Origin of the sequence: Roseobacter sp. CCS2 (genome assembly GCF_000169435.1) — a bacterium.
In the GTDB taxonomy this organism is placed as follows: Bacteria; Pseudomonadota; Alphaproteobacteria; order Rhodobacterales; family Rhodobacteraceae; genus Yoonia.
In genome coordinates, this window is the sequence record NZ_AAYB01000001.1 from 886034 (window position 1) to 909397 (window position 23364).

At 54.4% G+C, this 23364-nt stretch carries 22 protein-coding genes and 1 pseudogene; 10 read left to right on the forward strand and 13 right to left on the reverse strand.

The window, feature by feature from the left end:
• The first annotated feature begins 54 nt into the window (after positions 1-54).
• The 3 genes from RCCS2_RS04505 (at position 55) to RCCS2_RS04515 (ending at position 2619) form a co-directional block, all read left to right on the forward strand.
• Positions 55-696: a queuosine precursor transporter gene (locus tag RCCS2_RS04505; protein ID WP_008231728.1), complete on the forward strand. Its 642-nt coding sequence runs from the start codon at positions 55-57 to the stop codon at positions 694-696.
• A gap of 335 nt (positions 697-1031) precedes the next feature.
• Positions 1032-1448: an alternative ribosome rescue aminoacyl-tRNA hydrolase ArfB gene (gene arfB / locus RCCS2_RS04510; RefSeq protein WP_008231730.1), complete on the forward strand. Its 417-nt coding sequence runs from the start codon at positions 1032-1034 to the stop codon at positions 1446-1448.
• A 73-nt stretch (positions 1449-1521) separates the two neighbouring features.
• Positions 1522-2619 (forward strand): GGDEF domain-containing protein, encoded by a 1098-nt coding sequence (locus RCCS2_RS04515; protein WP_198007005.1) that lies wholly within the window; start codon positions 1522-1524, stop codon positions 2617-2619.
• Between the two features lie 58 nt (positions 2620-2677).
• On the opposite strand, the gene pncB is transcribed toward RCCS2_RS04515, so the two are convergent.
• Entirely contained in the window at positions 2678-3970 is a 1293-nt protein-coding gene (gene pncB, locus RCCS2_RS04520) for a nicotinate phosphoribosyltransferase (protein ID WP_008231732.1), read from the reverse strand.
• A gap of 72 nt (positions 3971-4042) precedes the next feature.
• On the opposite strand from pncB, the gene RCCS2_RS04525 reads away from it, so the two are divergent.
• Both RCCS2_RS04525 and RCCS2_RS04530 read left to right on the forward strand, forming a co-directional pair.
• Positions 4043-4579, forward strand: a complete 537-nt coding sequence (locus tag RCCS2_RS04525) for a hypothetical protein (RefSeq protein WP_008231733.1) — start codon at positions 4043-4045, stop codon at positions 4577-4579.
• Positions 4580-4620: 41 nt separating this feature from the next.
• Positions 4621-5478 (forward strand): DMT family transporter, encoded by an 858-nt coding sequence (locus RCCS2_RS04530; RefSeq protein WP_008231735.1) that lies wholly within the window; start codon positions 4621-4623, stop codon positions 5476-5478.
• Here RCCS2_RS04530 and pncA read toward each other — a convergent pair.
• Positions 5475-6068, reverse strand: coding sequence for a bifunctional nicotinamidase/pyrazinamidase (gene pncA, locus RCCS2_RS04535; RefSeq protein ID WP_008231736.1), 594 nt, complete (start codon positions 6066-6068; stop codon positions 5475-5477). The genes RCCS2_RS04530 and pncA overlap by 4 nt on opposite strands.
• 144 nt (positions 6069-6212) lie before the next feature.
• Here pncA and RCCS2_RS04540 point away from each other — a divergent pair, with 144 nt between their 5' ends.
• The 3 genes from RCCS2_RS04540 to RCCS2_RS04550 are packed head-to-tail and all read left to right on the forward strand — an operon-like array spanning position 6213 to position 9452.
• Positions 6213-7460: an Hsp70 family protein gene (locus RCCS2_RS04540; protein ID WP_037293181.1), complete on the forward strand. Its 1248-nt coding sequence runs from the start codon at positions 6213-6215 to the stop codon at positions 7458-7460.
• A gap of 24 nt (positions 7461-7484) precedes the next feature.
• Positions 7485-8390 carry an oxygen-dependent tRNA uridine(34) hydroxylase TrhO gene (gene trhO / locus RCCS2_RS04545; protein ID WP_008231738.1) on the forward strand — a complete coding sequence of 302 codons (906 nt, stop codon included), beginning with the start codon at positions 7485-7487 and terminating at the stop codon, positions 8388-8390.
• 9 nt (positions 8391-8399) lie between these two features.
• Positions 8400-9452: an AbrB family transcriptional regulator gene (locus RCCS2_RS04550; protein WP_008231739.1), complete on the forward strand. Its 1053-nt coding sequence runs from the start codon at positions 8400-8402 to the stop codon at positions 9450-9452.
• 20 nt (positions 9453-9472) lie between these two features.
• Here RCCS2_RS04550 and gyrB read toward each other — a convergent pair.
• From gyrB to RCCS2_RS04605, 10 genes and pseudogenes are all read right to left on the reverse strand, one after another.
• A pseudogene (gene gyrB / locus RCCS2_RS18750) lies at positions 9473-11886 on the reverse strand (DNA topoisomerase (ATP-hydrolyzing) subunit B).
• A gap of 94 nt (positions 11887-11980) precedes the next feature.
• A complete protein-coding gene (locus tag RCCS2_RS04560; protein ID WP_008231744.1) occupies positions 11981-12601 on the reverse strand; it encodes a LysE family translocator in 621 nt (206 codons plus the stop codon).
• On the reverse strand, positions 12598-13026 hold the full coding sequence (locus tag RCCS2_RS04565; RefSeq protein WP_008231745.1) for a VOC family protein: 429 nt from the start codon (positions 13024-13026) through the stop codon (positions 12598-12600). The genes RCCS2_RS04560 and RCCS2_RS04565 overlap by 4 nt, the downstream gene beginning before the upstream one ends.
• The gene (recF, locus tag RCCS2_RS04570) at positions 13023-14123 is read right to left on the reverse strand and encodes a DNA replication/repair protein RecF (protein WP_008231746.1); all 1101 of its coding nucleotides are present in this window, start codon (positions 14121-14123) and stop codon (positions 13023-13025) included. The genes RCCS2_RS04565 and recF overlap by 4 nt, the downstream gene beginning before the upstream one ends.
• Positions 14120-15238, reverse strand: coding sequence for a DNA polymerase III subunit beta (dnaN, locus tag RCCS2_RS04575; protein WP_008231747.1), 1119 nt, complete (start codon positions 15236-15238; stop codon positions 14120-14122). The genes recF and dnaN overlap by 4 nt, the downstream gene beginning before the upstream one ends.
• Before the next feature lie 138 nt (positions 15239-15376).
• Entirely contained in the window at positions 15377-16714 is a 1338-nt protein-coding gene (dnaA, locus tag RCCS2_RS04580) for a chromosomal replication initiator protein DnaA (protein ID WP_008231748.1), read from the reverse strand.
• 600 nt (positions 16715-17314) lie between these two features.
• Complete coding sequence (rpsT, locus tag RCCS2_RS04590; RefSeq protein ID WP_008231751.1) at positions 17315-17578, reverse strand: 30S ribosomal protein S20; 264 nt, start codon at positions 17576-17578, stop codon at positions 17315-17317.
• Positions 17579-17963: 385 nt separating this feature from the next.
• Positions 17964-18740, reverse strand: coding sequence for an enoyl-CoA hydratase (locus tag RCCS2_RS04595; protein WP_008231767.1), 777 nt, complete (start codon positions 18738-18740; stop codon positions 17964-17966).
• A 63-nt stretch (positions 18741-18803) separates the two neighbouring features.
• The gene (mutM, locus tag RCCS2_RS04600) at positions 18804-19655 is read right to left on the reverse strand and encodes a bifunctional DNA-formamidopyrimidine glycosylase/DNA-(apurinic or apyrimidinic site) lyase (protein ID WP_008231774.1); all 852 of its coding nucleotides are present in this window, start codon (positions 19653-19655) and stop codon (positions 18804-18806) included.
• Complete coding sequence (locus tag RCCS2_RS04605) at positions 19655-20320, reverse strand: hypothetical protein (protein WP_008231775.1); 666 nt, start codon at positions 20318-20320, stop codon at positions 19655-19657. The genes mutM and RCCS2_RS04605 overlap by 1 nt, the downstream gene beginning before the upstream one ends.
• An 87-nt stretch (positions 20321-20407) precedes the next feature.
• Between RCCS2_RS04605 and ubiE the strand changes: the two genes are divergently transcribed.
• Positions 20408-21160, forward strand: coding sequence for a bifunctional demethylmenaquinone methyltransferase/2-methoxy-6-polyprenyl-1,4-benzoquinol methylase UbiE (gene ubiE / locus RCCS2_RS04610; RefSeq protein ID WP_008231776.1), 753 nt, complete (start codon positions 20408-20410; stop codon positions 21158-21160).
• A gap of 2 nt (positions 21161-21162) precedes the next feature.
• A complete protein-coding gene (gene ubiB / locus RCCS2_RS04615; RefSeq protein WP_037293184.1) occupies positions 21163-22692 on the forward strand; it encodes a 2-polyprenylphenol 6-hydroxylase in 1530 nt (509 codons plus the stop codon).
• Positions 22693-22694: 2 nt separating this feature from the next.
• Here the strand turns inward: ubiB and RCCS2_RS04620 are convergent, their stop codons facing one another.
• A complete protein-coding gene (locus RCCS2_RS04620; RefSeq protein WP_008231779.1) occupies positions 22695-23357 on the reverse strand; it encodes a flagellar hook capping FlgD N-terminal domain-containing protein in 663 nt (220 codons plus the stop codon).
• Between the last annotated feature and the right edge of the window lie 7 nt (positions 23358-23364).

Here is a 23364-nt window from a genome sequence, read left to right on the forward strand (position 1 = left end):
GTCCCCGGTATCCGGGGGCCAAGTGCCGCACCCTTGTCAAAACGGATTAATCAAATGACACGTATCCTTCCCGGCGTTATCGCCATGGCCACTATTGTTGTGGCGTCCAATATTCTTGTGCAATTCCTCATCCTTGATGGGCTGCTGACCTGGGGGGCGTTCACCTATCCGCTCGCGTTTTTGGTCACCGATATAATGAACAAGGTCTACGGACCAAGTGCGGCGCGGAAGGTTGTGTTTTCGGGATTGATCGCAGGTATCATTTGTTCACTAATCGGTAGCCAGATCATGCTGCAAGGCGACGGGTTCACATATCCGGCGGTTGCCCTGCGGATCGCGATTGGTTCCGCCACCGCATTTCTGATCGCGCAGTTGTTGGACATTGTCGTGTTCCAACGCCTGAATGCAGGGTCATGGTGGAAAGCGCCCTTGGGCAGCACGCTTGTGGGATCGACCGTCGATACCGCCATCTTCTTTTCGATCGCGTTTGCCGCTGTCTTCAACGGCTTCAGCGCATCTGCTGCAGAAGAAGTGATGTGGGCGCAAGACGCTGCACCATTTCTGCTGACCGGCCCGGACATGCCGCTTTGGGTGACTTTGGCCGTGGCGGACTGGGGCGTAAAGCTGATCATCGCCCTGCTTGCTTTGGTGCCATTTCGCATCATTGTGACGCGTCTTTTGCTGCGGGGCGCATAAACACGACATCAGGTGTTTTTTTACTTGAAATATACCAAATCTGTGCGAACCTCCTTTCAGGCGAAACATTTGAAAGGAGGTGATCCAGTGCATCATGAGGTATTGGAGAAGTGTGTCGGGACAACTTGGGAGGATCGCAGCTAGGGCAGTCCTTGGCTGAAGATAACCTAAGGTGGAGTTCCTAACCGACCCACCTCCGTAATTCAGGAAAGGGCCATCCCACAGCCAGGGGTGGCCCTTTTTCTTTGGCGAAACTGGCGTATGTAGTGTGAGCAGACGAAATTGCGGCCCCCGTGGCCAATGCCGGAGCCATCGGCGGGAGTTTTTAAGGCAAGATGATACGCGTGAACAACCAGATCGAGATTGCCGATTGGGAGCTGACCGAAAGCTTTACCCGATCTTCTGGTCCGGGCGGGCAAAACGTTAACAAGGTATCAACGGCTGTCGAGTTACGGTTCGAGGCGGCGCGATCGCCCAATCTGCCGGCCCAGGTCAAGGCGCGCCTGAAACGATTGGCTGGGCGGCGCTGGACGCAAGACGGCGCGCTGGTTCTGTTTGTGCAAGACACCCGCAGTCAGGCCCGTAACCGCGAAATCGCGCGCGAACGGCTGGCCGAACTGATCAAGCGCGCATGCGAAAAGCCCAAACGCCGCATCGCAACCAAACCAACCTACGGGTCCGTGAAACGCCGTTTGGCCGGTAAAAAAGCCCGCGCCGAAGTAAAAGCGCTTCGCGGAAAGGTTAATGAATAAAATACGCCGTATCGTCATAAGATATTAATAGGAATCGCAAACAGTGGTGGCAGTCGTTTAGCGGATGCCTTTTATGCTACAGATTCAAGTCTTGATCCCACCCATTGTCGCGCTGCTTGGCATGGCATTTCTTTTCAACGCTGTACTGCGCAAATTCTACGACTCGACATATCAGCAAGTGGCTTTCGGCATATTGTTCGGAACAGTCGTTGCGATGGGCATGACCAATCCCCTGTCACTTGGGGATGGATTGATTTTTGATACACGTACTTTGCTGGTTGGCGCCGCCGTGGCCTTTGTTGGCCCTTTGGCAGGACTAATCACGCTTGGCATTGGATTGGTCTGTCGCATCTTGATCGGTGGGACAGGCATGGGTGCGGGTATTGTTGGCCTTATCCTTGCCTTTGGGTTGGCGTATCTTTGGACAGTAATGACCAAAGGCCGTATCAAAAACCTTGTTCTGCATGATGTATTCCTTGGCTTAGCCATTACGCTGTCTGCTGTAGCGTTCTTCGTATTGCCATATGAACTTGCCATGACATTGTTTCTATCGGTTCTTCCAACGCTATTGTTTGTCAATGTCGTTGGTATGGTGGTCATCGGTTTGGTGTTTCGGCACGGGGTGCACCAACTGCGGTATACAGAACAGTTAATTAACGCGGCCAAAACGGATTCGTTGACCAACCTGCTAAATCGCCGCGGGATGGATGAAGAAATCGGTGCGACGCAATATGACAGGAAAATGGGGCATGCGATGTTCTATTTTGACATCGACAACTTTAAATATGTGAATGACACATATGGCCACGGTGCAGGCGATGCTGCATTGGCCATTGTTGCGGCACGTATTAAAGACAGCGTTCGCGGCGAAGCTCTGTTCACCCGGCATGGTGGTGATGAATTCTCAATCTACATGCCCCGGCTTGAGGCTGCTGACGTGCGTCATGTGGCGGATAGATTATGTGCCTGCGTCTCAAATCAGGCCTTTGGGTTTGACAGCCACACATTTGACGTATCAATCAGCATTGGGGCGATCTGGACCAAGCAAAATCTGCCACCGCAAAAAATGATTGATCTCGCCGACGCGCAATTACTGTTGGCAAAACAGGCTGGCAAAAACCGGGCGCAGGTGGCCTACGACAATCAGCAAGGTGAGGCGGCGGTAGCCTAGTCTAAACCGCAGTGATTTTATGACCTAAAGCCAGCCAACTGATAGATGGCGGTCATCATTACACGACCACGTCGATAGCGTCTTGCGCGCCGACGTCAAAGACCTGCTTATACCGCGCGATCTCCTCCTGCGGGCCCATCGCTTTTTTGGGATTGTCACTTAACTTGACGGTTGGACGTCCATTTGCAGAAACGGCCTTACATACAAGTGAAAAAGGCGCGAGTGCATCACCAGCGACTAAGCCTTTGAAGTCGTTGGTCAGCATCGTGCCCCATCCAAAGCTAACCCGGCAGCGCCCAACAAACTGTTGATGCAGCTCGACGATTTTGTCAGCGTCAAGCCCGTCCGAGAAGATCACCAGTTTTTCACGTGGATCTTCGCCGCGCGAAAGCCACCAGTTAATGGCGGTTTCAGCCCCGGTCGCAGGATCGCCGCTGTCAACCCGGATACCTGTCCAACCAGCAAGCCAATCAGGTGCGCCTTCCAAAAACCTTTTGGTGCCGTAAGTATCAGGTAGAATGATCCGCAGATTACCATCATGTTCCTCGTGCCAATCGGCAAGGACGTCATAGGGCGACTGCCGCAAAGCATCGTCCGTTTCTGCCAGCGCCGCATAGACCATAGGAAGCTCATGCGCGTTTGTGCCAATCGCCTCAATCTCGCGCATCATCGCAATCCGGCAATTCGACGTCCCTGTAAAGCTCTGTCCCAACCCTTCCATCATCGCCTGCACACACCAGTCCTGCCACAGATAGGAATGCCTGCGCCGGGTACCAAAATCCGCAACCCGTAGATCTGGAATACCCTTCAGCCGGTCGACTTTCTCCCACAGCTTGGTCATGGCACGGGCGTAAAGTACCTGAAGTTCAAATTTGCCCATGTCTTTGAGGACCGCACGACTGCGAAGTTCCATGATCACGGCCAACGCCGGGATTTCCCATAGCATGACCTCTGGCCATGTGCCCTCGAACGTCAACTCGTACTGCCCATCCTTTTTTTCCAAGTGATAAGGCGGCAGCTCAAGCTTCTCGAACCATTCCATAAAAGCGGGGGTGAACATCTGGCGTTTACCATAAAATGTGTTCCCGCGAAGCCAGGTGCTTTCGCCACGGGTCAATCGCAAAGAACGGATATGATCCAGCTGTTCGCGTAGCTCACCCTCATCCACGAGATCCGCAAGCCGAATGGTTTTGGTCCGGTTGATCAGCGAAAATGTGACCTGAGTATCGGGGTGATTGCGGAACACGGACTGGCACATCAACAGCTTGTAAAAGTCCGTATCAATCAACGACCGTACAATCGGGTCGATCTTCCATTTGTGATTCCAAACCCGTGTCGCGATATCTACCATATTCGGTTCCCCCTGTCGGCGCTTACGTGTTAGATCAAGAGGGCGCTGGTGTGGCAAGGGGGCCGTCAAGACATGGCATTGCGTTACGATTTCGACATGGTCGCATTAACACCCGACGGGTTACCTGACCAATTTGGGGATTTAGAGGCCACAGGGGTCGCAACCGAAAAGGTGGCAATGTTCCGTGATCCCGATACAGTTACCGCCTTGAAGGCGGCCGACACGGCAGTTCGCACCTACTTTATTGACAGCGGGTTCGCATTGAAACAGTTCGACAGCGGCGCACCTGCAGGACATTTCGCGATGCGTGATGAAGATGCCCGCATCGCTGTCATCAACCGGCTGACGGCCAACCTTGAAACCCACGATCTGGCAAATGCCGCATGGGGCGGTTTTGACTTTGATGCTTTCATGGATGCCATGGCGACAGCCGAACCTGTTGAAGACACGCTGCTGGCGCCACCCAAGAAACGACCGGTCTTTGACCAGGATCTGGCGACAGCCCGCATTGCATCCCAAAAGAAAAAGGGGCGCCGGATGATGGCGTTGGGCGGCCTGATGCTGGGACTTATTTTGTTGTTCTACGTCGCAAGCCAGTCTTTGATGTGATCTAAGCCCAGCGTCAGCGCACAAAAAGGCATCCCTGTTCCATGACAACCTCACCCTATTCCATTCGTTTGGTTGGCGCGGTTGTTCTAGCGATGACCCTGATTGTGGGCGGCGACGCGGCGGCGACTGTACTGACAGGTGCGGGATTTCCGCAAACTTTTGTCGCCTGGACGCGGTTTGCTTTGGCAGCCGCCTTGCTTGCCCCTTTGTGCGGTTTGGTCCGCGCTGATCTGGCCCTTTTTCGCGACTGGCGGTTGTATCTGCGCGCCGGTCTGATTGTCGGTGGCATCGTGAGTATTCTGACTGCACTAAAGACGGAACCGATGGCAAATGTATTTGCGGGCTTTTTCGTCGGACCTGTAGTGTCTTATTTTCTGTCAGCCGCATTGTTGGGTGAGCGGATTACCCCTTTGCGGACGTTCCTTTTGCTGATCAGCTTTGCAGGGGTTTTGCTGGTCGTCCGCCCGGGGTTCGGGATGACGACAGGCATGGGTTTCGCCATTCTAGCAGGGTGCTTTCATGGGGCCTATTTGGTGGCGACCCGGTGGTTGGCAGGTGGCTTTCGGCCCCGTTTCCTGTTGTTTTCGCAACTGTTGATTGGCGCGATCCTGTTATCACCGTTTGCGTTCGCGCCTGTACCCCAAATCACCTTACCCCTTTTCGGGTTGATCACGATCTCAGCCTTGGGTTCTGCTGGCGGCAATCTGTTGTTGGTCTTGGCAAACCGCACTACGCCTGCGGGCGTGGTCGCGCCGCTTATCTACAGCCAGTTGTTGGCAGCGATGGTTATTGGTTGGGCTGTCTTTGGGCAATGGCCCGATAGCCTCAGCCTGGTGGGCCTTGCCATCATCATGGTCGCGGGGGTGTCTTCGGTGTGGTTTGCTGGCAAGGGCCGCTAGGCGAGTGTCACGCCAGCCGCCGCCATGCCAGACTTGGCCGCATCAAGCGAGCCGTCAAAATCAATCGCGCGACACAGCGCCAGGTTCACGCTGACATCGAATCCCAGCTTAGCTGCATCCACGGCGGAATAGTTTACACAAAAATCCGTCGCCAGCCCCACCAACGTCAGTTTATCGATGCCGCGCGTGCGCAAATATCCTTCCAGCCCAGTGGGTGTCGTCTTGTCGTTCTCAAAAAAGGCGGAATAGCTGTCAATTTCAGGGTTATATCCTTTTCGGATAATCAAATCAGCCCGGTTGGTTTGCAGATCAGAATGGAACGCCGCGCCGGTGCTGCCCTGAATACAATGATCGGGCCATAGGACCTGCGGACCGTAAGGCATTTCTGTCATGCTCATCAGGGCGGCATTATGGGTCGATGCAAACGACGAATGCCCGGCAGGGTGCCAGTCTTGTGTCAGGACCACGGCGTCAAATCCGGCCATGGCCGTGTTAATCCCTGCAACGATTTCATCCCCACCAGCGACAGCCAGCGCCCCGCCGGGGCAGAAATCATTCTGGACATCAATGGCGAGTAAGGCGTGGGTCATACAGCGCTCCGATTTTGCTGATCATAAAATAGCGGGTTCTGGCCGGGTCTGCGACCGCTTTGTTTGGGTCGCCGCAAAACAGCACTTGTCAGGACCGCGCGGATTTCATATCAGCCGCGTCTTTCGTATTTGATAGAGGCTAAGATGGCGATTTTGGGTATCGACTTTGGAACCTCCAATACTGCTGCGGGAATAATGGCCGCGGGCCAACCGCATTTGATTACGGTTGAGCCGGGGCGCAAGACGTTGCCGACCTCTGTATTTTTTGACTACGACCGCAAGGTGACGACCTACGGATCGGTCGCAAATGCAGCGTTGATTGATGGCCGTGAAGGGCGGTTCATGCGTGCACTGAAATCTGTGCTTGGCACGCCGTTGATGCACGAGAAACGTCAGATTGCCTATGAACGACTAACATTGATCGAGGTCGTCGCGCGGTTTTTAAGCATGATCCGGGAACGGGCCGAAGCGGAAACTGGACAGACCTACGATGTGGCTCTGTCCGGTCGCCCGGTCAGGTTTCACTCAACAGATACGGCGCGCAATGCACAAGCAGAACATGACCTGCGCGCGGCTTACATGATGGCCGGGTATAAAGATGTTTCATTCATGTTTGAGCCAGAGGCAGCGGCGCTGGCCAGCGGGCCGCTTGCCAAAGGTGATCTTGGTCTGATCGTGGATATTGGTGGCGGCACGTCGGATTTTTCCGTGTTTGAACGTGACGGCGACACGACCCGCATCATCGCCAGCCATGGCGTGCGTATCGGTGGTACAGATTTTGATCGCAGCATCAGTATTTCCAAAGTCATGCCGCTATTGGGTCGCGGGGCAGAGGTGCGCAATGCGTTAGGCGATGGACGCCATATGGCGCCAAATGCAATCTTCAATGACCTCGCAACATGGCAAAAAATCCCATTCGTCTACACCGCTGATAATAGACGGATGGCCGCAGATTTCGCGAAACTGGGGATCGAACCAGCGCTTTTTGCCCGGCTAAAGCAGGTACTGGACATGGAGCTAGGGCATGATCTGGCCTTTGCGGTTGAGGCGGGGAAAATCCAACTTAATCAACCGGACTTGGATGAGGCGGGTATTGATTTGCGGATCGTCGAACCAGCGCTTTGGGCGCAGATCACGCAAGTGGCGATGGATGATGTGTTAGCTGACCATGCCGCACAAATCGCTGCATGCGGGCGCGAAACGCTTCAGATGGCGGACGTTTCTCCGGCGCAGATCAGCAAGGTGGTATTTGTTGGTGGCTCCAGCCTGTTGAAAGTCGTCGAAGATGTAATGATCGCAATGTTCCCCAATGCCAGCCTTGAGCGGACCGAAGCCTTTACCGCTGTTGCAGATGGTCTGGCCATCGCAGCATCGGGTGACTTGCCCCTTTGAACAGACAGGCGTATCTGAAACCACATGTATATTGTCGCTGCTCTTTATCACTTTACGCGCTTTGATGATCCTGCCGCTTTACAAGGCCCATTGTTGGATTTGTGCAAGTCCAAGGGGGTGATGGGGACGCTTCTTTTGGCGAAAGAAGGTATCAACGGCACTGTCGCAGGTGACCGCACAGCCATAGACGCCGTGTTGGCCCATATTCGCGCCTTGCCCGGATGTGTTGATCTGGACTGGAAAGAAAGCTCTGCCAGCCTACCCCCCTTTCATCGCATGAAAGTACGGCTAAAAAAGGAAATCGTGACGATGGGTCAGCCCGATGTGGACCCCGTTGCACGGGTTGGCAACTATGTTGATCCGACCGATTGGAACGACCTGATCAGCGCGCCAGATGTGGCCGTTATTGATACGCGCAATGATTATGAGGTCGCGATTGGTACATTCGCAGGGGCCGTTGACCCGGAAACCAAGAGCTTCGGTGAATTCCCCGAATGGTGGGAAAACAACAAGCACCGTTTTCACAACAAACGCGTTGCCATGTTCTGTACTGGCGGGATTCGCTGCGAAAAATCAACGAATTACCTGCTCGGCAAAGGTGTTGAGGATGTGTATCATCTGAAAGGTGGTATTCTGAAATACCTTGAAGATGTGCCCCAAGAAGAGAGCAAGTGGGACGGCGAATGCTTTGTCTTTGATGCGCGCGTCAGCGTTGGACACGGATTGGCAGAAGGACCGCATATCTTATGCCACGCCTGCCGTTGCCCGATTATGCCCGAAGATCGTACGCATCCTGCATTCGAACAAGGTGTGTCCTGCCATCAATGCATTGATGAAACCACTGCCGCCGATAAGGCCCGTTTCCGCGAACGTCAGAAGCAGATGCAGTTGGCCAAGGAACGCGGCACCCATCACATTGGTGGCCTTTAGGCGCGTAAGATGAGCGAACCTAAAACACTCCTGCCGCAATTCACGGCCCTTGCAATTGGCTTGGCTGGCGGGGTGATGGCCTATTTTGCTGGTTTACCGCTGCCTTGGATGCTGGGCCCGATGATTGCGAACACGGCGGCTGCCATGCTGCGCGCGCCCACTGTGGGGCCAGATCAACTGCGCCCTTTTGTGATCCCGGTCATTGGTGTGATGCTTGGGTCCGGTGTCACAGCAGAGATTTTTGGCCTGCTTGGTACATGGGTGCTGACCTTATTGTTGCTTCCTGTGTTCTTGGCCTGCGCTGCCGGGATTTCCTATGCGGTTTATCGACGTATCGGGAAATATGATCCTGTCACTGCATTCTATTCAGCCATGCCGGGCGGCTTGAATGAGATGCTGATCCTTGGTGGTGAAGCAGGCGGTGATGAGCGGCGTATCGCCTTGGCACATGCGGCGCGTGTCCTGATTATTATCATCTTCGTGGCACTTTTCTTTGGTCTGATACTGGGCGTGTCCAGCGGGGGGCGTGGTACAGTCCAATGGATCGGGCTTTATGAAATTACGATGCTGGACTATGCGATCTTGGGATTTTGTGCCGTTGCTGGTGCTCTTTTAGGACGATGGATTGGCCTGCCGGCAGCCCCGGTATTCGGCCCTATGATCCTAAGTGGGATCGCCCACATCGCGGGTTGGGTCACAGTGGCGCCTCCGACGATCTTTGTGATTGCGGCGCAGATTACGATTGGCACGATAATTGGCACACGCTTTATCGGGGCGACATTGGCCGAGATCAGAACGGACATTGGGCTGTCTGCTGTTGCATCCACCCTGATGCTGATTGCTGCCGTCGGATTTGCCGAACTGATTGTGCTAATCAGTGGCATCCCACTTGCACAGGCGTTCTTGGCTTTCTCACCAGGCGGTCTGACCGAGATGTCTTTGCTGACACTCGCGATGGAACAGGACGTCACTTATGTTTCGATCATGCATATTATTCGCATCACACTGGTCATCGCGCTTGCGCCGTTTGTATTCAAATTGATCCGAAAGCGACGGGACTGATCAACCGAATAGCTTGCGCCTTAGAAATCCAGGTTTTCCACGTTAAGTGCGTTATTTTGAATGAACTCGCGTCGTGGCTCGACCACATCGCCCATCAGCTTGGTGAACAGATCGTCAGCTTCGGCAACATCTTCGACCTTTACCTGCAGCAACGTGCGCGCATCAGGGTCTAGCGTGGTTTCCCAAAGCTGATCCGGATTCATTTCGCCCAAACCTTTATAGCGTTGCAGCGACAAACCCTTTTCGCCTTCCTCAAGGATTGCCTTGAGCAGGTCCAGCGGGCCATGGATAACCTGACTGCGGTCCTTTCGGACCAAAGTGGCAGGCAAATTATAGACGTCTTGCAAGCTTTGCGTGAACGTCCCTGTCCGCCGTGCTTCGCCACCGCGCAGCATCGGGCCATCCAGTGTGCGCACCTCTTCCACGCCACGCAGGATACGTGCCAGACGCATGCCCTTGTCTTGTGTGATGCGCCCTTGCCAACCGCGTTCCCATTCCAGTGCGATCAGGTCAAGGCGTTGCGCCACCCGATCTGCGGTCCCTTGCAGATCATTGTCGACAGCACCAGCCACGAAAGCGCCAGCGATTGCCGCCTGTTCAAGGATGTGACGCGGGTAATGCGTTGGAAATGCTTCCAATACGCGTTTTAGCTGCCGCGCTTCATCCACCACGCGGCGCAGGTCATTGCCGCTGATTTCTTCGCCATTACCTTGCCGCAGCATCGCGCCATCAATGCCTTGTTCGATCAGATATTCATCCATCGCAGGCTGATCTTTAAGGTATACCTCGGATTTGCCACGCGACACTTTGTAAAGCGGCGGCTGCGCGATATAGAGGTACCCCCCCTCAACCAATTCAGGCATTTGGCGGAAAAAGAAGGTCAGCAGCAGTGTACGGATGTGCGCCCCATCAACGTCCGCATCAGTCATGATAATGACTTTATGATAGCGCAGTTTGTCGATGTTGAATTCATCGCGGCCAATACCGGTGCCCAACGCCATGACAAGGTTACCAATCTCTTGGCTGCCCAGCATTCGATCAAAACGCGCACGTTCAACGTTTAAAATCTTACCTTTAAGTGGCAAAATCGCCTGCGTACTGCGGTCGCGACCGGTTTGGGCAGACCCACCGGCCGAGTCGCCCTCGACCAAGAAGACTTCGGTCTTGGAGGGGTCTTTTTCAGAGCAGTCTTTCAACTTTGACGCATTAAAATTCACATCCATCGCCGACTTGCGCCGGATTTCCCGGGCCTTGCGGGCCGCCTCGCGTGCGGCGGCGGCTTCGACGATCTTGGAAATGATCATCTTGGCCTCATTAGGATTTTCTTCGAACCATTCGTTCAGCTTTTCACCCATCAGGTTTTCGACGGCAGGGCGCACTTCGGAACTAACCAATTTATCCTTGGTCTGGCTGGAAAACTTGGGGTCAGGCACTTTGACCGACAAAACACAGGTCAAACCTTCGCGGGCATCGTCGCCGGTAAGCGACACTTTTCTTTCTTCGAAATCCCCGTCTCGGTCGCGTATTTCGCAATCGCACGGGTCAGCGCGCCGCGAAAACCCGCCAAATGCGTGCCGCCATCGCGCTGCGGGATGTTGTTGGTGAAGGGCAGGACCATTTCATTATAGCTGTCGTTCCACCACATCGCGACTTCGACGCCGATGTCGTCACGCTCGCCGGTCACATAGATTGGGTCGTCCATCAAAGGCGTCTTTGAGCGGTCAAGGTATTTGACAAATTCCTTGACCCCGCCTTCGTAAAACAGGTCCGCCTTCAGCGGCTCTGCCGGGCGCAAATCCTCAAGAATAATCCGCACGCCAGAGTTCAGGAAGGCAAGCTCGCGCAGGCGTTTTTCCAACGTGCTGAATTCAAAATCACGGTTGCTGAATGTGTCGGTCGAAGCAAGAAACGTTACCTCTGTTCCTTTGCGCCCATTTGCAGGACCCTCAACGCGCAGATGTTCTTTCGTGAAACCGCCTTCAAATCGGGCGTAGTGTTCCTTGTCGTCACGCCAGATGCGTAGCTCCAGATAATCGGACAGCGCGTTCACAACGGACACGCCAACACCGTGCAAACCGCCAGAGACCTTGTAGGAGTTGCTATCGAATTTACCGCCAGCGTGCAGCTGCGTCATAATCACTTCAGCCGCCGAAACGCCCTCTTCCTCGTGGATGCCCACCGGAATACCGCGCCCGTTATCGCCCACGGTGACCGACCCGTCAGCGTTGATTTTCACATAAACATGGTCGGCGTGACCGGCCAAAGCCTCATCAATGCCGTTGTCCACGACCTCGTACACCATGTGGTGCAGACCGGACCCATCGTCGGTGTCGCCGATATACATGCCAGGGCGCTTGCGAACCGCCTCTAAGCCTTTGAGAACTTTGATAGAATCTGCGCCGTAGTCTTCTTGTTTTTGTGGGTCGTCGGCCATGAAGGTAATCCTGTATTCTTATCCCCAAAATATATGCGTTTTAGGGTGGTTTGTCACGCAAATGACACAAGATTTTGTGGTTTTTGGTTGACCTTCAGGTCAGCCCGATAACAACGCCCACACCGATCAAAAGACAACCCGCGACAACGTTCATCCGGCGTACCGCGGCGGGCGATTTCAGCAGCCCCCTAACCCGGTCTACGGAGGCCGCAAGAACCAGATTTCCAACCAGAGGCACGATGAAGCTAAGCGTACAAATCGCGATCATATCAATGACGGTCACGGCGCTAAGATCAAAGAAACCGGGCAGCACACCCATATAGAACAGCACCGCCTTTGGATTGCCGATAATCACCGCGACACCGGCCACAAAGCCGGCCCACATGCCCGGGCGTGTCAGGCGGCTGTTGGCGTCAAGCGCATGGTCCGCATTGCGGATCAGCGCCGCACCCATCAGCATAAAGACAAGGATTGCAACGTACTTCAGCACATCCATGAAACCCGCAAATTCAGAGACCAGCCAAGCGACACCAAGCACCGCCACCAAAGGCCACAGAATATCCCCTACAGCGACACCAATCGCGAGCGGCCAAGCCGCCTGAAACCCGCCAGAGAGCGACCTTGCCAGCAAGGCAACCCACACAGGCCCCGGCGTCATAAACAAAATGACTAATGCGCCCGCGTAAAGCAGCAGGTCGTAAGGCGAGATCGTCATGCGGTCGGCAACGTCAGACTGCCGTCTTCCTCAAGTTCCCAGAAAGGGTTTTGCGCAACTTCCCAGACGTGCCCGTCAGGATCGGCATAATAGCCTGAATAACCGCCCCAAAACACCTTTTCCGGCGCTTTAAGAGCGGTCGCCCCAGCTTTGAGCGCCAAAGCATAAGCTGCATCCACTTCGGCATCAGTGGTAAAATTTTGCGCCAGTGTCATAGCACCTGTTCCCAATTTGGCGTCTGGTCGCCCTTGGTCTTTGGCCAGTGGTCCCAGACCAAAGAACCCCAGCACCATGCCATTGATCTGATAGAAAACCACTTCGCCTTCGTCATTTGTCGGGGTCCAACCCAGAGCGCCATAAAACGCCTTGGATTTTTCCAAATCAGCCACCCCAAGGGTAATCAGTGTCACGCGTTGTGGGGTCATGGTGTATCCTTTTGTGTGACGATGGATTGTCCATCGGTTTCGGTGACTTCGACGTATTGTGCCCGGCGACCCAGTTCTGCGAACAGCTCTGCCCCCGTACCGGTCATAAAGGCCTGCGCGCCAAGGCTGCATATTTCATCATAGAGCGCGGCGCGGCGAGCTGCGTCAAGATGTGCGGCGACTTCATCCAGCAACAGGATCGGCGGCGCACCAAAATCACGGGCCAACGCGCGGCCATTGGCAAGGATCAGGCTGATCAGCAGCGCCTTTTGTTCACCGGTAGAACAATCTTTGGCTGGCACGCCTTTATCTGCAAAGACCGCGTCAAGGTCCGCACGGTGTGGGCCAATTAGGGTGCGCCCGGCGGCCATGTCACGGTTGCGGTTGTCAGCCAGCGCCGTTTGTAGGTTATCGGGGATCGGTTCGGCGGACGTGAGCGTCAGCATTGCTGTGGGGAAGGCTGTCGTCGCCGCCTCTTGTGCAGTTGTCAGTTCTGCAATGGCCCGGTGCCGGTTCTTTTGGATCGCAGCCCCGGCTTCTGCCATTTGTCCTTCAATCGCGGTGTACCAATGCGGATCGCGGACCATGTCCTTGAGTAGGCGGTTACGTTCGCGCATCGCCTTGTCATAGGTCAGGACCGCCTCTGCATGGGTCGGCTCAAAGCTAAGCGTGGCGCGATCCAGAAAGCGCCTGCGCCCTTCAGCCCCTTCGATCCAAAGGCGATCCATCGAAGGCACAAGCCATAGGATGCGCGCAATACGCCCCAACGCAGTTTGCGGGGCCGCCTTGCCATCGATCCGCAACTGGCGGGGGTTGCCTGCTTCCGCCCATGTTTCGATCTCATGCGTCTGGTGTAGCGATTGTAGGATAGCGGTGATTTTCCAGCCCAATGCCTCTGGTCTGCGCGTCAAATCATCGGCCCCTGCGCGGCGCAGACCACGACCGGGTGACAGCAATGAGGCAGCTTCAAGGACATTGGTTTTGCCAGCCCCATTGGGGCCGAAAATTGCCAATGGGCGCGCGTCAAGCGTTATGGCCGCACGCTTGTGCGACCGAAAATGCGAAAGGGTCAGTTCTGTGAGTGCAAGCGCCGTCACACGCGCATCGGCATGACAACATAAACCGCAGAGGTGTCGTTGCCTTCGCGCATCAGTGTCGGATCGCCGGATGTGTTGAACATGAACACAGCATTCTCGCGGTCAACCTGGCTTGCGATTTCAAGCAGGTATTTGGCGTTGAAACCTATTTCCAACCGCTCGTCACCGTAAGCCACGGCAAGCTCTTCCTCTGCCGCGCCGCTGTCGGGCGCATTGACCGAAAGGACCAACTTGTCCTCATCCAGCGCCAGCTTCACAGCGCGCGATCGCTCAGACGATACGGTCGCCACGCGGTCCACAGCCTTGGCAAATTCGCTCGCGTCCACTTCCAGCTTGCGCGTGTTCCCTTGCGGGATCACGCGGGTGTAGTCTGGGAAGGTGCCGTCGATGACCTTGGATGTCAGGGTAATGTCGGGGGTCGCAAAGCGGATTTTGGTTTCTGAGACTGAGACGGCGATTTGCATATCGTCGTCGTCCAGAAGCTTACGTAGTTCACCAACCGTTTTGCGGGGCACAATCACGCCTGCCATATCCGCGGCGCCGTCGGGTAGATCGGCGTCAATGCGCGCCAAACGGTGCCCGTCAGTGGCCACACAGCGCAGCACCTTGCCACCGTCGCTGTCAGACACATGCATGTAGACACCATTGAGGTAATATCTTGTTTCCTCAGTAGAAATTGCGAACTTTGACTTATCGAACAGGCGGCGCAGAACCGGGGCTGGGGCCGAAAAGTTGGCGGCGTATTCGGACGACGCCATCACCGGAAAGTCCTCTTTCGGCAAGGTCGCAAGCGAGAAATTCGACCGGCCTGCTTCGATGGTCAATCGGCCTGATGCGCCATCTTCGGTCAGCGTGACCAAAGCACCATCCGGCAATTTGCGCACAATCTCATTCAGCGTCACAGCGGCGACTGTTGTGGCCCCTGCCCGTTCAACCTTGGCTGATGCGCGGTCGACCACCTCGATGTCCAGATCGGTCGCCCGAAACTGCACGCTGTCACCTTCCGCTTCGATCAGGACGTTTGCTAAAATCGGGATCGTGTTGCGCCGCTCAACAACAGACTGCGCTTGTGCGACAGCTTTCAAAAGTACCGCACGTTCGATGCTGAATTTCATGTCCCAATCTCCGCATATCTTGATACCGGGCGCTGCCGGGACGCGAAATGTATCCTATTTCGCGCTACTCTCAAGCGTTTTGTTGGACTGTTTACGATGGGTTTGTCCGCGTCAAGCGCCAGGCCTGTTTTGCGGGGTTTATTCCTGCAAAGCGCGGCGCAAGAGTTCCAGATCATCGGCGATCTGACTGTCGAGCGCCTTAAGTTCCTCAATCCGCTTTACGCCATGCATGACCGTCGTGTGATCACGACCACCAAAACGACGCCCAATCTCTGGCAACGACCTGCTGGTCATTTGCTTGGCCAGGTACATCGCAATCTGTCGCGGACGGGCATAGTTGCGCACCCGCTTGGGGCCGATCATGTCAGACAGGCGGATATTATAGTGTTCAGATACCTTACGCTGAATTTCTTCGACAGTTACCTTGCGATCAGAGGCTTTCAGCACATCCGACAGACAATCCTGCGTCAATTCGAGCGTGATTTCGCGACCCACCAAAGAAGCAAAGGCGAAAAGACGGGTTAGCGCGCCTTCCAGCACACGCACGTTGGTTGAGATGCGATGCGCGAGAAATTCCAGCACGCCATCGGCGATCACAAGCTCTGGATATTGCGCAGAGTATACATCAACCTTGGACTGCAGAATGCCCAAACGCAGTTCATAGTCGGTGGGGTGCAGATCGACAACCAGACCACATTGCAAGCGTGATTTAATACGCTCTTCAAGGTCCTTGATTTCACCCGGGGCACGATCAGCTGAAATGATGATCTGCTTTTGGCCATCGACGAGCGCGTTGAAGGTGTGAAAAAATTCTTCCTGTGTGCTGTCCTTGCCGCCGATGAATTGGACATCATCAACCATCAGAACATCAACAGAGCGGAAAAGCTGTTTGAAATCCATCATCTTGCGTTCGCGTAAGGCGGTGATAAAGCGATACATGAATTGTTCAGCTGACAGATACAGAACGTTCAACTCGGGCGAGCGTTCTTTCAATTCATGCGCGATGGCGTGCATAAGGTGCGTCTTACCCAAACCCACACCACCATAAAGAAACAGTGGGTTAAACGTAACAGGGCCACCTTCGGCCACACGACGGGCAGCGGCATGGGCCAGTTCATTCGGTTTACCAACAACGAAAGTATCAAAGGTAAAGCGGTTATCAAGCGGCGCGCCAGAGCCGTTTTCGGCCTCAATCGTTTTCTTTACGGATTTGGCTTTCGTCGCCGGGCGCGTCTGGCTTGGCACACGGAATTGCAGGCGTTGGACGTCTTCGCCCGCTTTGTTCATATGATAGATGATTTGATCACCAAAATTCTGGGATACATAGTTGCCGATAAAGTTGGTCGGCACGTCAAAAATGGCGACACCATCGGACAGTTGCGTGAATTCAAGCGGTTCAATCCAGCTGGAGTAGCTGTTCGCCCCCAATGCGCCTTTCAGCGTGTTCAACACCTTTGCCCAGATATCGTTCGTCATCTTGTCCCCATTGCCCCAAACTTGTCATACATATTCAAGCGCCAGATGGACGCCTACGACACACAAGACCGGGACAAAAAAGACAGTGCGCTCAGGTTGCCCAACCTGAACGGATCGCCTTCCACCCAAAACCATAGACCGTAACGCCCATCGCGCATCCATAGGAACACACGTCAGCATCAATCGGCAGCAAAAGGGCCACGAACAGCCACCATCCCCAAGGAGCAGACCTTGGTTCAAGCGCAGACACAACTTTGGCGAAGTTCCGCAGCTTTTGCCGCTTGTTCTACGCCATCATTGCATGAAGTTCGCAGCTTATTGGGCAGACAATCATGATGCCACACAGGGCAGTCATCTTATCGTACTCAGCGCAAACTTCCTCATGTCCCCCCGGAACGATGTGAATCGCATGTGCAACGTAGCAAGGCGTTTGGGGCCGCTTCAACACAACATCGTACTTGACTCAGTGATTGACGAAAAAGAATCTATCGGCCCTTTGAAATGTCTGGTTTTCTGCGCAGCCAGATCACACCAGAACAAAAAAAACGCGCCCTGCTTGGACGCGCTTGAATTCTTGGTTTTCCGCCGAAAATGACAGAATCAGCCGATCGCTTTGACCCGTGAAGACAGGCGCGACATTTTGCGGGCTGCTGTGTTCTTATGCATCACACCTTTGGTGACGCCGCGCATCAATTCGGGCTGCGCTACTTTAAGTGCGGCTGCCGCGGCTTTCTGATCACCAGATGCAATCGCCTCTTCTACAGCGCGCAGATATGTACGGATACGCGAGCGGCGCATTTTGTTGACTGCAAAGCGGGCTTCGTTTTGACGGGCGCGTTTTTTCGCCTGGGGTGAGTTTGCCATGTGTTCGTTTCCTAAGCTGGGCCTGGTATGGGCCACATTAAAATATGTTCAGCGCAATAAGCCCAAGCCCCGGGTTTTCGAACCGGATGATCTGGCCAAAGCGGGCCTCACGCGCATGTCTGGGGCGGCTGTTAGGCCAATTGCTGTGTTGGTGCAACAGCAAAACGCAAAGTCAGCATAATAGTGAGGCGTTCAGCGCCCTCAGAATATCCGTTTGGAGTAGTCTTGGTAAAGAACCTCAAGTTGGCGCAAATCCTGCTTTATTGTGCGCCCTTCGGACCCTTATTACACACGCCTTGAGTGGTCCTGATACAGCTATTCGATTTCTTTAAACTTAGCTGCCGGTGCGGCGAAAGATGCGTTTGTCGAAATGGTCGGTATCTATCTATTTGTCACGGAACTGCGCTTCGCGCTTTTCAGTAAAGGCAGCCATACCTTCGCGCTGGTCCTCTGTCGCAAACAGCGAATGGAACAAGCGCCGTTCGTAATTCAGACCCTCTGCCAAAGTCGTTTCATAAGCCCGATTGACAGCATCTTTCGCAGCCATTGTAGCGATCAAAGACTTTTCGCCAATCTTTTCTGCGGCGGCTTTCGTCTCGCTTAGCAATTTCTTGGTCGGAACCACGCGGCTGACCAAACCACTGCTTTCAGCTTCGGCCGCATTCATGAAACGTCCTGTCAGGTGCATGTCCATGGATTTCGCTTTGCCTACAAAACGGGTCAGGCGCTGTGTACCGCCCAAGCCCGCGATAACACCAAGATTGATTTCAGGCTGGCCAAATTTCGCATTCTCGGCGGCAATGATAAAATCGCACATCATCGCCAGTTCGCACCCACCGCCCAGCGCATAACCTGCCACGGCTGCGATAATCGGCTTACGCGTGCGGTTAAATCTGTCAGTTTCATTTTCAAAAAACCGCTGACTATACATTTCAACAAATGACTTGTCGGCCATTTCGGAAATATCCGCCCCTGCGGCGAAAGCTTTCTCTGACCCGGTGATGATAATGCAGCGGACCTTGTCGCTGGCATCGGCCTCTTCCAAGGCGGTGCACAGTTCCCCCAGCAATGCGCTGTTCAACGCGTTCATTGCATCCGGTCGGTTCAACTTGATGGTCGCGACGTAGTCGCTGATGTCTACGATGATCGTTTCAAAGGCCATGCTGCCGTCCCTGTTGCCGCTGGTCAGACCCCAAGGGTTAGCAAAGCGTGGCTGCGGATCAAGCTATCTTTGGCATTGCGGACAAAAGAAAGATGAGCGTCCCGATTGAACGATTCGGGTGATTGTTCTGTCACATCCGGGGGTTACGCATGGTTCGCCTTCGCGGTCATAGACCTGAAAAACATGCTGAAAGTAACCAAGTTCACCGTCAGACTGTCGGTAATCGCGCAGTGATGACCCGCCTGCGGCGATTGCTTCGGACAAAACATCGCGGATAAGGGGAACAAGGGTCGCGACCCGTGCAGCGCTGATCCGCCCTGCTTTGCGCGCCGGATGGATGCCTGCACGAAACAGCACTTCGCAGACATAAATATTGCCAAGGCCAGACACGATGCGCTGATCCAGCAAAGCGGATTTGATCGGTGTGTTGCGACCTTTCAGCCGTTCAATCAGATAGCTTTCGTTGAACGCATTTCCCAAAGGCTCTGGCCCCAGGTCGCGGATCAACCAGTGATCGTCCTGCGTAGCCGTTTCCATCAGATCCATCGCCCCAAACCGCCGGGCGTCGTTAAAGGTAATGCGCGCGCCATCATCCATATGAAAAACAACATGGTCATGCTTGGCCGGAACAGGATGAGGATGATGAAATTCGCCAACGGTATGACCAGAGATCAGCATACGACCCGACATGCCCAGATGGATCAGCAATGTCTCGGCACTATCAAGATCAACGAGAATATACTTTGAACGTCGCCGCAGGCCCAGAACGCGTTTACCCGTCAGACGCTTTGCCATCTGCGCAGGAAACGGCCAGCGCAGGTCCGGGCGGTTTACATCTGCTTGCGCAATAACATGCCCCTCCATCACAGGAGCAATGCCCGCTTTGACAGTTTCGACTTCGGGTAATTCAGGCATTAGTAAACTTCATTTTTGGCAATTGACGCCCTGACAGTGCGCACAAAATCCTCGATACCAATCAGATGTTTGGGGATATAGGCCGTTTTGCCATCATCAGCACGAAGAATGTAAAAATACATGCCGTCATCACGAATACTAAGCAGCTGCGACAACGGCAGTTCAATCTGTCGATAGAACCACGTGCGATGCAGTATCCGCCGATCATCGTAACGCAGCTCGTAGATGTTGAAATAAACGATATTGTGGATCATCAGCACCAAAAGGATGGCTGAAAAGGCCGCTGTCAGATTTACGCCACCAGCGTGTATCCCCTGAACCGCTTCGAGGCTTTGCAAAATGAAGTAAAGCAGAACGGGAAATCCAAACATGATCAATCGAAGGCCAATCGTGGGCCGCAGATAGGTGTCTTGAAAGGTTTGGGGTGCTTGGCCCCGGCGCCCGGCCCCGGCAATCAAACTTAGATCAAGCGGCAGTCCGCCGTCCAATTTAGCGATCAAAGTTTTCTGCACACCTGCACTTGGATCCTTTTCACGGTTGGACAATCGGTTGCGCAGGCGCAAGGTCAACAGAATAGCGGCGGCAACAAAGGTCGGACCAAGCGCCCAGACTATGGTGCGGTAGATTTCAGTCATGCTGAACATCTCAAACGCCTGTGCGTTCATTTAGCCCTCCGTGGCACATTGACAGTTTGTCTATCCTGTCGCTTAGGTATAACCCCTTTCGGGACAGTATTCAGGCGAAAGCATGACATGACCGACAAGGCTGATACCACCACCCATTTTGGATTTGAAACAGTCCGCGAAGACGAAAAGGCAGGCCGCGTCCAAGGCGTGTTTTCATCCGTCGCTAGCAAATATGATATCATGAATGATGTGATGTCAGGCGGTGTGCACCGGATTTGGAAAGACGCAATGATGGATTGGCTCGCCCCACGCCCCGGTCAACGGTTGCTGGATGTGGCAGGCGGGACCGGCGATATCTCGTTTCGCTTTTTGAAACGTGCAGGCCGCGGTCATGCCACAGTGCTGGACTTGACCGAACCGATGCTGGTTGAAGGCCGCAAACGGGCAGAGGCTGAACGCATGTCAGACAGCCTGACCTGGGTTGTGGGTGACGCGATGGCGCTGCCATTCGATGCCAATACCTTTGACGTTTATACAATCAGCTTTGGCATTCGAAACGTGACCCGCCCGCAAGATGCGTTAGCTGAAGCTTACCGCGTATTGAAACCCGGCGGGCGCCTGATGGTGTTGGAGTTCAGCCAATTGCCGAACCCGATGATGCAAGCCGCATATGACGCCTATTCTTTCAACGTGATCCCGCGCATGGGTCAAATGATTGCAGGTGATCGCGACAGTTATCAATATCTGGTCGAATCGATCCGCAATTTCCCTGATCAGGATACGTTCCTCGGGATGGTCTGCGATGCAGGGTTCGGCAATGCCAAATACCGCAATCTGACAATGGGCGTGGCCGCGCTGCATTCCGGCTGGAAGCTGTAAACATGCGTGGACCCCACAATATTATCCGCCTGATCCGCACGGGAGCCACATTAGAGCGTACCGGCGCGATGAAAGTGGTATTGGATGCGTTTGATGCGGGGCCATTGCTGCGCATCATATTCCGCACACTGGTTTGGCCGTTTCAATGGCTGGGGTACAAAGGTGATGTGACGATGCCGCCTGCGGTGCGTGCCCTTACGGCACTGGGCCCCGCTTACATTAAGTTTGGTCAGGTGCTTTCGACGCGGCCGGATGTGGTAGGCGATGAATTGGCCGTGCAACTGCGTGTCTTACAAGACAAGCTGCCGCCCTTTTCGATGGCTGAGGCGAAGAAAGCGATCCAATCAGAGCTTGGCGCGTCTTTTGATCAACTTTTTTCGTCGTTCTCAGAACCTGTCGCAGCGGCATCACTCGCGCAGGTGCACAAGGCACATTTGGCAGAGACGGGCGATGCAGTAGCCGTAAAAATCCTGCGTCCGGGAATTGAGCGGGCTTTTCGAACCGATATTGATGCCTTTTATTTCGCCGCTCGCACGATTGAGGTACTTTCGCCTGCGTCCCGCCGATTGCGTCCAATGGATGTCATCACGCATTTCGAAGGCGTTGTGATGGGCGAATTGGACCTGCGGTTAGAAAGCTCTGCCGCGGCGGAATTTGGGGCCAATACGAAAAGCGACGCTGGCTTTCAGGTGCCGAAAGTGCGCTGGCACCTGTCTGGTCGTCGTGTGATGACGATGGACTGGGCTGAAGGCACAAATATTGGCATCAATGATGCGTTGGATGCCGCCGGGCATAATCGTGTTGAACTGGCAACGCGTGTTTTGCAGCTGTTCCTGAACCATGCCTTGCGCGATGGGTATTTTCACGGTGACATGCACCAAGGCAACCTCAAGGTTGCGGCAAATGGTGATATCATTGCTTATGACTTTGGCATTATGGGGCGGATTGATGAATACACCCGCCGCGTCTATGCCGAAATTCTGTTTGGATTTATTCGCAAGGATTATCAGCGCGTTGCCGAAGTGCATTTTGAGGCGGGCTATGTACCCGCCGATCAGGATGTTGATGAATTTGCCCGCGCTCTGCGCGCAGTCGGCGAACCGATCTTTGGCATGGACGCTAGCCGCATTTCAATGGCGCGCCTGCTGAGTTACCTTTTCGAGGTGACCGAACGCTTTGGCATGGAAACCCGGACCGAGCTGATCTTGCTGCAACGCACCATGGTCGTTGTCGAAGGGGTCGCCCGGTCGCTTGATCCGCATATGAACATCTGGCAAGGCGCGAAACCTGTGGTCGAAGACTATATCAAGCAAAGCATTGGACCCAAAGCGCTGTTGCGTGACTTGCAGAAAACCGCCTTGATCCTTGCCCGGTTTGGACCACAACTGCCGCGTTTGGCCGAAGACGCATTGATCCGGCTGAATAACCCGCCCCCACCACCAAAACCGCAGCGCCGTATTGCGCGCCTGTCCTGGATGGCTTTGGGCGGTGTTTTGGTGGGTGGCGCAGTCTGGATCAGCACGCTGTTTTAAGATCAGGTGTCACTTTCGCGCAGCGCAGTGACCTGGTCGCTTGCCACGCTGACGCCACCAGACAAGACCAGAATAGTGGCACTCCCCTCAAGACGCACTTCATTGACGGTGCTGTAGGTTTCCACCGGGGTTTGCGCAATAATGTCGTCGCCAGACTTAGACACGATTTCAAATTGATAAATTCCTGCTGCAAATGGCGACCCGTTTGGGCTGACGCCAGCCCATTCCAATGTCTGCGCACCGGGATCAATCGCTGTGCGCTGAACTTCGTCTCCTGCCTCATTGCGCACGACAAGTTCAGCGGTATCCGCCGCGACATTCTGTGCGGGCAGCAGGGTTAGTGGCTGCCCATCAAAGTAGGCGGGCGCCGTTGACTTTACTTGCTTGCCGACAAGGGCCGCCATGTCTACCAACCCGCCAGTGTTCATCTGCGTTGTCAGGGATTTCAACAGATCGTTTGTCAACACGGCCTGCTCCACCCCCGAGAATGTCGCCAACTGCGTGGCATAATCCGTGGAATCGACCGGATTCAGCGGGTCTTGGTACTTCATTTGTGCGGTGAGCATTTGCAAAAATACCTCAAAATCAGAACCGATCTGCGTTGATGCCGCAGAAGGTGCCGGCGGTGTTGATGCGACTTGTTGGGTGGGTTGGGTAACGTCCATGTCCGTT